General features: G+C 57.9%; 8 protein-coding genes and 1 riboswitch. Of the genes, 5 read left to right on the top strand and 3 right to left on the bottom strand.

Annotated elements, in window-relative coordinates:
• The 5 genes from JRJ26_19120 to JRJ26_19100 form a co-directional block, all read left to right on the top strand.
• Positions 1 to 541 (top strand): transposase (locus JRJ26_19120; GenBank protein MBW2059607.1); only part of this gene is annotated, 541 nt, incomplete at its 5' end.
• 389 nt (positions 542 to 930) lie between these two features.
• On the top strand, positions 931 to 2,400 hold the full coding sequence (locus JRJ26_19115) for a trimethylamine methyltransferase family protein (protein ID MBW2059606.1): 1,470 nt from the start codon (positions 931 to 933) through the stop codon (positions 2,398 to 2,400).
• 185 nt (positions 2,401 to 2,585) lie between these two features.
• Positions 2,586 to 3,770 (top strand): mandelate racemase/muconate lactonizing enzyme family protein, encoded by a 1,185-nt coding sequence (locus JRJ26_19110; GenBank protein MBW2059605.1) that lies wholly within the window; start codon positions 2,586 to 2,588, stop codon positions 3,768 to 3,770.
• Positions 3,771 to 3,880: 110 nt separating this feature from the next.
• The gene (locus JRJ26_19105) at positions 3,881 to 5,353 is read left to right on the top strand and encodes a trimethylamine methyltransferase family protein (GenBank protein MBW2059604.1); all 1,473 of its coding nucleotides are present in this window, start codon (positions 3,881 to 3,883) and stop codon (positions 5,351 to 5,353) included.
• A 52-nt stretch (positions 5,354 to 5,405) separates the two neighbouring features.
• On the top strand, positions 5,406 to 6,161 hold the full coding sequence (locus JRJ26_19100; protein MBW2059603.1) for an SDR family oxidoreductase: 756 nt from the start codon (positions 5,406 to 5,408) through the stop codon (positions 6,159 to 6,161).
• A 255-nt stretch (positions 6,162 to 6,416) separates the two neighbouring features.
• On the opposite strand, the gene JRJ26_19095 is transcribed toward JRJ26_19100, so the two are convergent.
• The 3 genes from JRJ26_19095 to JRJ26_19085 form a co-directional block, all read right to left on the bottom strand.
• Positions 6,417 to 6,611, bottom strand: coding sequence for a hypothetical protein (locus tag JRJ26_19095; GenBank protein MBW2059602.1), 195 nt, complete (start codon positions 6,609 to 6,611; stop codon positions 6,417 to 6,419).
• 67 nt (positions 6,612 to 6,678) lie between these two features.
• Positions 6,679 to 6,761, bottom strand: a riboswitch (cyclic di-GMP riboswitch).
• A 209-nt stretch (positions 6,762 to 6,970) separates the two neighbouring features.
• Positions 6,971 to 8,440: a trimethylamine methyltransferase family protein gene (locus tag JRJ26_19090; protein MBW2059601.1), complete on the bottom strand. Its 1,470-nt coding sequence runs from the start codon at positions 8,438 to 8,440 to the stop codon at positions 6,971 to 6,973.
• Positions 8,441 to 8,503: 63 nt separating this feature from the next.
• Entirely contained in the window at positions 8,504 to 9,973 is a 1,470-nt protein-coding gene (locus tag JRJ26_19085; protein MBW2059600.1) for a trimethylamine methyltransferase family protein, read from the bottom strand.
• Between the last annotated feature and the right edge of the window lie 351 nt (positions 9,974 to 10,324).

The following is a 10,324-nucleotide window of genomic DNA, read 5'->3' as shown; positions in this document are numbered from 1 at the left end:
CAGTTGGGTTGGTCACAGCAAGAAGGGTGCGGACTACAGGTATCTTGCGATTCGCGAGCCCCTGGTGCAGTTGGAGTTTTCTGGCATGGAGGGTCAGCTTCCATTTCCGGCGATGGAGTTTTCCAAGGGAGCAAGGTACAAGGTATTTGGGTTGGTGACCAACCGAACGATACCAGGAGAGGAGCTAATCAGGTGGCATCGGGGTCGCTGTGGAAAGGCTGAGGAGGCCCACTCTGTGATGAAGGGGGATTTGGCGGGAGGGAGGTTTCCCTCTGGGAGGTTTGGGGAGAATGCGGCCTGGTGGGTGATCATGGTTATTGCCTTCAATCTAAACTCAGCCATGAAGCGGTTGGTTTTAGGTGGGCAGTGGTTAGGAAAGCGTCTCAAAGCGATTCGGTTTTGTTTGATCGATGTGGCTGGCCGGGTGATGGAGCGATCCAGGCAACTGATCGTTCGACTGGCTGGTTCTCATCGGTCGACTCAGATACTGTTTGACGCTCGCAGGAGGATTGCTGCTTTGGCCCATGGGCCGCCTGGTTAAGCGATGAACCACAGACCAGCAGGGGTGGCAAAAGGGCCGACTTGGTCGGACAGGTGGAGGTCTGGGCAAAATTCGCGAAATAGCGAGCTCCTGGGCACCAAATCTGCCTGGTAACTTCGTGCGGGCCCCTCTTGCGGCCGAAACCGGGTCTTAGACCTCGCTACAACCCGTATCTACGCAATAGGCGGTGGATTTTGGCCATGCACCTCTATCTGCTTGCCGGAGTGATATACTTTCTGATGGCCTGGCCTCTTTCCATGATGACCCGGCGGGTAGAGATCCATCTGCGCCGGGGGAGGCGTCAGGCTGTATGAGGAATCGAGAGGAGGAGACAGGCCGGATATCTCGCTTTCATTCGGCTCGTTTGACTGAGAAAGAGGAGGAGAGTCATGACTGCTGAGTCCGGGCCTATCTGTGTTCCCGCCTATCGGGTTTTGACAGAGGATCAGATAAAGGAGATCCATCTTGCCACCCTGGAGGTCCTTGAGACGATCGGGGTCCGAGTACACAATGACGAGGCGGTTGGACTACTGAGGGACGCGGGATGCCGGATCAAGGAGGACAACACGGTGAGAATCCCGAACTGGCTCGTGGAGGAATCCATCCGCACCACGCCTTCCTCTATCAACATATACAACAGGAAGGGGGAGGAAGTCATGCGCCTCGGGGGCAGACACGTCTACTTCGGCCTGGGCACCGACCTCCTCAACACCTACGACCTGAAGACAGGAAAGCTCAGGAGATCAAGCCTGCAGGACGTGGTGAACTCCGCCAGAACAGCCGACTACTGCGGGGAGATCGATTTTATCGCCTCCTCCGCCCTGCCCCAGGATGTTCCGACCAACATGGTCTACATCGCCTCCTTCAGGGCCATGGTGGAGAACTCTGTGAAACCCATATTTTTTACCGCCGCGGGCTACGAGGATCTTTCCTTCATTATCGAGATGGCAGCCGCCGTGGCCGGCGGTGAGGAGCGTCTAAGAGAGGCTCCTTTTCTTATCCACTACTCTGAGCCGAAGAGTCCCCTGTCTCACTCTTACGGGGCTGTAAGAAAGCTCATGCTCTGTGCTGAAAGAGGGATTCCCCTCAACTATACCCCCGGGATGCTCATGGGGGCCAGTGCTCCGGTGACCCTGGCCGGAACCCTGGTGGTGGCCAACGCCGAGGCTTTGAGCGGCATCGTTCTCCACCAACTGAGATCCAGGGGGGCTCCCATCATCTCAGGGTTTGCAACGGGTCCGATGGACATGTTGACATCGACCACGAGCTATGGCGCACCCGAGTTCCGGCTTATGTCCTCGGCCCAGGCCGACCTCTATCATTTTTATGGAATACCTGTCTGGGGGACGGCGGGCTGCAGCGATGCCCACATGCTCGATGAACAGGCGGCCATGGAGTCGGGTGTCTCGATTCTCATGGCGGCCCTGGACGGGGCGAATCTGGTCCATGACGTGGGCTACCTCGGGCAGGGCCTCATCGGTTCTCCTGCAGCCATAGTCATGTGCAATGAGATCATCGGCTACGTAAAGAGGGTGATGCGCGGTTTCGATATCGGCCGCGATCGGATCGGCATGGAAGTCATCCGGAATGTCGGTCCTGGAGGGAATTTTCTCTCGGAGGAACAGACGGCCCGGCTTCACCGGGAGGAGCACTGGCGGCCGAGTTTTCTGAACCGCGATGATCCTGAGACATGGGTTAAGAAGGGGGCCAAGAGCCACGGGGAAAGGGTGACCCAGAAGGCGATAGAGATCCTGGAAAACCACAGGCCCGAGCCCCTGTCTGACGAATCGTCCAGGGTTCTCCGGGGGATTTCAGAGAAGGCGGAGAAGGTACTGGCAGATATCCATTTCACCGCCTGACCAGAGGGGCGGCCGGCCAGTAGGGGGGATATGAACACCGGTTTCAGGCCTCAGTGTGTGTCCAATCTCGATTTCCGACCGAGGATCAGAGTCTTGCTATACAGGGTTTGTCTGAGCGTCATTCCACTGTGAGGAGTGCCTGAAGACCGGGGGTGCTCCTCGGAATCTTGAGAGGGGGAGAGATCATGAAGATTAGGGATCTGAGGAGCACCATTCTTTCTGTTCCCTTTGCAAAGCCGACCTTCTGGCCCTACGGCCGGTGGGATGGGATCACCGTGGCCGTGGTCGAAATCGAGACGGACACGGGGATTGTCGGAATCGGGGAGAGCGTATGCCTCCAGAGTCCTGCCGAATCCGTCAAGGGATACCTCGACGGAGCGAAGCCTCTTCTCGTGGGAGAGGACCCTTTTGACACGGAGCGGATCGGCAGGAAGTTGGAAGGACTGGGAGGTTGGGCTTTTGCCCGGCATTTTGCCGGATACTTCCTCGGGGGGATCGATATGGCGCTCTGGGATATCATCGGCAAAGCCTGCGGCCAGCCCCTGTACAAGCTGTTGGGCGGGAAGGTTCGGGACCGGGCCGCCTGCTTCAAGTTCATTCACCACGACGAGCCCCGTGTGATGGCGGCGGACGCAGAAGAGGCGGTTGCCCAGGGGTATGGGACGATCTATTGCAAATACACGACCGTTGATCATCTTAAAGAGGCCATAGCAGCCATGAGGGAGGCCATCGGCGACGAACCGAGGTTGTGGGTGGATTTCAATGGAACCCTCTCTCCGGGTTTTGCTGTCAGGTTTCTTCGAGAGATGGAGAGATACCGGATCGACATAGCCGAACAACCGGTCTTGCCGTCGAATCTGGACGGGATGGCCTATGTCAGGAATTCGGTCTCGTCTCAGATTCTCGCCCATGAGAGTTCCTGGACATTGGGTGAGGCTATGAATGTGGTAAAACGGGGTGCTGCCGACATTATCAGCGTCGAACCTCGGATGACATGGGGAATCCTGGCGACCAAGAAGGCGGCGGCCATAGCCGAGGCAGCGGGGATGGCGGTGATCATGCATTCGGCGGCGGAGCTGGGTGTGGCAACGGCGGCTTTTCTCCATGTCATCGCATCTACTCCGAATTTTATTCTGGCTAATCAATGCATGTACGACTGGTTTGACGACGACTATATCAAAGGGGGGAAGTTGCGGTTCGAGAAGGGATGCCTCCCGGTCCCCCATGGTCCTGGTTTGGGGGTCGAGCTGGATCGCGACAAGATGGCTCAGTACAACGAGAAATACAAAGAGGTTGGCTCGTTTCCGATCTTCGGGGCCAGGCCCGAGGAGTTGCCAACCGCTCCTACGCCGCTCTGGCCCGCCTACTGAAGCGATCGGGAAGAGGGAATCACTCTTTCACGAGAGGCGGCCTCCCGCCCTCGGGCGGGGGAGGGAGTCCGGGAAGGTTATCCGGGCGGTCGCGGAGCAGGGAGATTCTTATGGTTCCGGCAGGCCGTGTGGATCGACCACGATTTCGGATCCTCTCTTCAAAAAAGCTTGAAGAGCTGCATCAGGCGTCGATCCGTATACTCGAAAAGACAGGGGTCACCGTGGGTTCCGAGGAAGCGGTGGGCCTTCTGGCGGATAGTGGTGCCAGGGTATCGGACGGCAATAGAATCCGGATTCCCGGTTCTCTCGTCGAAGAGACACTGAAGACCGCACCCAAGGAAATCACCCTCTACACCCGCCAAGGGACTCCGTACATCCATCTTGACGGCAGGCACACCTATTTCGGGGCCATCCCCGATTGCCCTGATCTTCTCGATCCTTACGGGGGGGCACGGAGACCCTGTTATGCCGAGGACACGGGATCCCTGGTGCGGCTTATCGACTATCTGCCGAACATAACCTGGGTTCTCACGGCCGGGTGGGCCAAGGGGATTCCAGGAGAGATTTCAGACAAGGTCTCGCTCGTTCAGGCTGTTCTCAATACGTCCAAGCCCGTGGGATCGTGTATCAATGACGTATCGAGCCTGAAGTCGATGGTGGAGATCTGTTCCATCGTCTCCGGGAGCCTGGAGACTTTGAAGGCCCGGCCGTTTTTCTACAGTACGGTCGAGCCGGTGACGCCACTCGTCCACGGGAGAGAGGCCCTTGAGAAGAGCCTGCTTTGCGCGGAGCTTGGGATTCCCAACGTGATCTATTCCATGCCCATGGCAGGAGCGACCAGTCCCGCAACCTTTGCGGGAACGCTGGCCATTGCCAATGCTGAGATCCTGAGCCATTTGGCCGTGGTCCAACTCAAGAACCCCGGGGCTCCCGTAATATACGGTGCCATGCCTAACATAATGGACATGAGAACCTCCATCTATCCCTACGGGACGCCGGAGTTGAACCTTCTCAATGCGTGTCTCACGGAGCTGTGCCACTATCACGGACTTCCCATGTGGGGCACGGCGGGATGTACGGATGCTAAGGTCATAGGGGCCCAGGCCGGAGCAGAGCTGATGTTTCAGTGTCTGGCATCGCTCCTTTCAGGGGCGGATCTCGTCCATGATACGGGGCTCATGGATCACGCCACCATGATATCTCCGGAGCTGATCGTTTTGATGGATGAGATCATCGATATGGTAAAGGTGTTCATGGAGGGAATCGAAATCAGTGAGAAGACGCTGGCCGCGGACCTGATCGATTCCGTGGGTCCCGGGGGAAGTTTCATCGCCGAGGACCATACCCTGGAACACTTCCGGAGTTTCTGGGTCCCTACGGTGTTGGATCGGACCCGGCTGGCGCCTGAATCCGGCGGGAAAGGGATCGCGCATTGCGAGGATCTCATCAGGGAGAGGACAAAGAAGATTCTCGAGAGCCATAGGCCCGAACCCCTACCCGACGAGCTGGTCAGGGAGATCAAGAAGGTGGAGAAGTCATGGTTTGACGGGTTGGGGCTGCCCCATGAATATCCGACAGGTTGACCGGCTTCCGGGAGATCGGCTTTCTCCTGGATAGGCGGTGAGGAGGAGAGGGATGAAACGATTTGCGGACAGAGTCGTGATTGTCACCGGGGCGGGTCGCGGCATGGGGCGGGCCTGTGGAATCATGTTCGCAGAGGAAGGCGCGGCTGTCGCCTTTGTGGATGCGAGAAGAGAGGGCATCGAGGAGGCCGTCGCAGAGGTCCGTGACAGAGGAGCAAAGGCTCTGGCCCTGGTGTGCGACGTCACCAAATCCCTTGAGATCCAGCGTGCGGTGGATGCTGTTTTGGCAGAGTTCGGCACGGTGGACGTCCTTGTAAACAATGCGGGAGTCCTTCGGACCACGACGCCTCTGGAGGAGATCGCAGAGGAGGAGTGGGACCTCATCATGGGGGTGAATCTCAAGGGTGTCTTTCTGTTTTCCAGAGCGGTGCTTCCCATCATGAGGGAGAAGGGGCATGGGAAAATCGTCAACATCTCGTCTTCGGCAGGCCGGAGCACCAGCGAGCTGGGAGGCGCCCACTACACTGCATCCAAGGCCGGTGTTCTCGGCTTGACCCGCCATGCAGCCAGAGAATACGGGCCTTTTGGGATCAACGTCAACTCGGTCTGTCCCGGGTTGGTGGAGACCCCGATGATTCGAGAAGAGGCAAGCCAAGAACGACTGGACCACTGGCTCAAACAGATCCCGCTGCGCAGGTTTGCCGATCCCAGGGAGGAAGCGGAGCTGGTTCTTTTTCTGGCCTCGGAACAGGCCAACTATATCACGGGGGCCACCATAGACTTCAATGGGGGAAGCCTCCTCCTTTAGGAATGGGTGATGGGGGTCCGGTCCTTGCCTGCCTGGGCATGAATCGGACGGACTGTGTGCAGCGGGTTCCGCAGGGATACTGCCAGGCTCACCACGACCGTGCCACCCGCCAGTTTTGATACTCCTTGTGGATTCTTGCAAGCCGGGTTTTCAGTCTCCGCAGGAACAAGAGCCGCTCTTTTTTCACGGATCTTCTACGGCCTTTTTCTGGTGTCTCGGAGGGCTTATCCTGCCTCTGGTGTTCCATGAGTTTCTCTAGCAGAGGAGAACCGTGTGCCTGTCAGGAAACAGAAAAATCAGGCCTTTGAGAAAAGAGAAGCGGACGCTGTACTTCTCGCTGCAACGACAGAGGCCTCTGAGCTCCTTTCTTCCGGCAGAGGCAAGCATCGCTTCCATCAGTCCAACCCTCGCGATCTCTCGGCCACACCTGGGACAGACGATTCGTTCCATCTTACGGGTCCCTCTTGAAAAGGGAAAACCCATCCGAAAGGATGGGTCTGCGAGGGTTCCCTGGTTCTCCGGCGGTCCCGCTGCCCTAGCGCTGCCTTAGGCCGGTGACTTTGCGTCCTACCCTTTCGGAATAGTTCGCCCTTCTCGGATCTGTGGATTCGACTTCTCGAATCTCCATGGTTGCTATGCGATTTTCGTACCAGGGAAAAAGAACCTGTGGGATCTACTGGAATCTATTGGGAACAGAGGGTCTGTCCCCTGGAGACCCTCCTGGGAGCAGCGGGGTAAGCATGGATATTTTTTCTCACCCATGACAAAAAACGTTCCAGGATTCCCGTGAGGATTCGGCCCCCGCAGGCCTAGGCTCCAGAGGCTTCCCGAGCCAGTTTCCTTTCCCCCTCCCTTTTCAGCCGGTCGAGCTCCTTCAGGGTTGAATCGGCAAGAGGCGGAGGGGTGTGGGTCTCAAGGATGTGCCTGATCTTCTCCCGGACCCTTTCGCCCATGGACTTCCCCCCCTCTTTGTGCCAGACATCGTATCTCTGCCGGGTCATGAGGGTGGGAACCCAATGCTCATTTCTGAAGTGTCTGTATGTATGGTCCTCCTGGAGGAAATTCCCTCCAGGTCCGACTTTCTCGATAACCTCGCGGGCAACGGTCTCTGAGTTGACCTCTATCCCTTGAAGGAGCCGCCTGACCATGCCGATCACCTCGTCCCCCATCACCAGCATCTCGGCGGAACAGATCATCCCCGTGTCCAAGTATCCCACATCGTGGATCAGGTTGACTCCTCCGAGGGCCTGGGCAAGACAGGAAAAGGCGGACTCGACTGCGGCCTCCTGGTCGGGTGTCTTTGCGTCGCTGCATCCTGCCGTTCCCCAACATGGAAGGCCGTAGAACCGGGCGACATCTGCATAAGCGGCTGTCATGAGACTCAATTCCGGGGCTCCCATGGAGAGATTACCCGTGGCCATGTCCATGATCGAGGGGACCCCACCGAGGACAAAAGGGGTGCCCGGATTCTTGAGCTGTGAGAGAACCAGTCCCATAAGGGTTTCTGCATTCATGACCACGAGGGTTCCGGCAAGGGTGACCGGGTTGGTGGCTCCAGCCTGGCCGGCCGGGGCGGCGATGACCGGCATGTGAAGCCCTGCCGTGAAGAGGAGCTTCTCTGCCACTTCCTCTGGATAGACCAGGGGAGTAATCGGCTCTGGATAGGCCACGAGAAAAGGGTGTTCTCTCAGGAGGTCCATCCCTCCGGCTACCTGGGCTGCCATCTCGTAGACCATCTCGTGGCCCCCTGGTGAATATGCGATAAACACGATGGGTTTACGGGTGTGAGTGACCACGGCCTCGAACTCGTAGAGCTCTGCGGCCTGGGCCGGCACATCCTGAGATGACCCCATGGGCATCACCCAGTCGATGTTGGTCAATGCATCGGCGATCAGTGCACCTCTGGCGATGTCCTCGACCCGGGTCGGATGGATCTCGGCTGTCAGGGCATCACGGGTGTTGGGGCTGGCCGTCGATGTGCCGAAGTATGTCTTCCTCCCCTCGACTTCGAGGGCCCTGTTTCCGTCCCGATCGTAAAGCACGAACCCTTTCGGAGCCAGGCGGATGCACTCCTCGACCAGATGTTGAGGAGTCTTGACGGTGTTGCCTTTGACCCGAGCCCCGGCTCTTTTCAGCAGGTCACAAGCTTCCTGGCAGAGGATGGTGTATCCCGTCTTTTCGAGTACCTCCAGAGAGGCCCGGTGGATCTCAAAGACCTGATCCTCCGAGAGAATCGAAAAAGAGGGGGATTTCTGAGATATGAATGAAGACTGGATCATAGAGCCTCCTCCAAAGACGTATTTCGAAGGAATGCGGCGGCACAGCCGACCGCACCTCCCCCTTCAGGCCACAAAATGCTTCTCCCTCAGGGCCTTCTCGGCGTCTTGGGCAATCCGATCGAGGGTACGACAGACCTCATCTGAGAGTGGCTTGGGCTGATAGGTTTCGAGGATCTCCAGGGCCTTTTGCGTCACCCTCTCTCCATAGCTTTTGCCCCCTTTCCTCGCCCATGTCTCCGGGTCATCGCGATTCAGGAATTTCGGCCGCCAGTGCTCCTCCCGGTGGAGGCGGGCGGTCTGCTCCTCCGAGAGAAAATTCCCTCCAGGGCCGACATTCCGGATGACTTCCATACCGATCCGTTCACGGCTGATGTCGAAACCCCGGATGAACCTCTTCACATAACCGATAATCTCGTTGCACATGATGATGGCCGCAGGCGAACCGATGAGGCCCTGGCCGAGGTAGCCCACGTCATGGACCAGATTCGCCCCGTCCAGGGCTGCCATGAGAATCGAGACGGCCGACTCCATGGCCGCCTGTTCATCGAGCATGTGGGCGTCGCTGCAGCCCGCGGTCCCCCACATGGGGATGCGATAGTAGTGGTAAAGGTCGGCATAGGCGGAATGGGTCAGACGGAATTCAGGGGCGCCATAGACGATGGTTGAGGAGAGCATGTCCATGGGAGTAGCCACAAAACCGGAAATGATCGGCGCGCCTCTGGCCCTCAACTGGTGGAGAACGATGCCGCTCAGGGCCTCTGCATTGGCAACGGTTATGGCTCCGGCCAGGGTTACAGGACCGCTCGCCCCGGAGAGCATACCAGGCGTATAATTGATGGGGATTCCCTTGTCGGCACAGAGAAAGATCTTTCTGACCGCTCCGTAAGAGTGGCAAAGCGGGCTTGTCGGCTCCGAGTAGTGGATGAGAAACGGGGCCTCTCTCAACCTCTCCTCTCCGCCGGCGACGGTGGCCGCCATCTCGATAATGAAGGAAAGATCCTCGTAGCCCGCGGCGGTAAAAAATATGGGTTTCACAGAGTTCTCCGCCATGGCCTTGAAGCAGGCTATATACATCATGTTGGTGGGGACATCCTGGGGCAGGGCGAAGGAGGCGATAAAATCGATCTCTTCGCAGTAGTCTGCGGTCCTGGCCGCGTTGATCACATCCTCCAGTCGTGAAGGTCGGAGTTCTCCTGTATGGAGATCATAGGTTTTGATCAGATCCGTTCCCAGCCCGAAATGCACCTTGTTGCCCTCGAGGTGCATGGCATCCTCTCCATCTCTGTTGTAGATCGTGATCCGGGAGGGAGCACTGCGGATGGATTCCTCCACGAGCCAGTTCGGGATCCGGACGACACCGCCCTCTGCCACCCGGCATCCGGCATGTCGCAAGAGTTCGACCGCCTCGCCGTCCAGCACACGGACTCCCACCGTATCGAGCAGTTCCAGGGTGGCCAGGTGGATCTCCTGAATCTGACTCTCCGTCAAGAGCCTGTAATTGGGCACGCACTGAGGCCGAAATCCAGTATCCATGTCCTACTCCTTTCATTTCATTCTCTTGACCTTGCCAGGCTTGATCGCCCAGGCAGGAGGCCGCTCCCCTCCCAGCCTTCCACGGGCCGGTTCTTGGATTCCTTCGAGGGAGAACCGTCTAGATTACCCCACTCAGAGGGATGCAGTCAATAGATCATGCGCTTCCGCGATCCCGCTCCAGGACGAGAAGCTCCACCAAGATGGGGGAACTCCTTACGTGAGCTATTTGCGTTGTCAGCAGAGTCATATGGGGAGGGATTTTTCGGGGTTTGAGGGAACGAGTTTACCCCATGGTTTGGCCATAAGGGGGTTTTTTTGTGGGTATCTAGGGTCAAGGCGAGGGATTTCACC

Source organism: Deltaproteobacteria bacterium (genome assembly GCA_019308905.1).
In the GTDB taxonomy this organism is placed as follows: domain Bacteria; phylum Desulfobacterota; class BSN033; order WVXP01; family WVXP01; genus JAFDHF01.
This window is presented reverse-complemented; position numbering and strand designations above follow the sequence as displayed.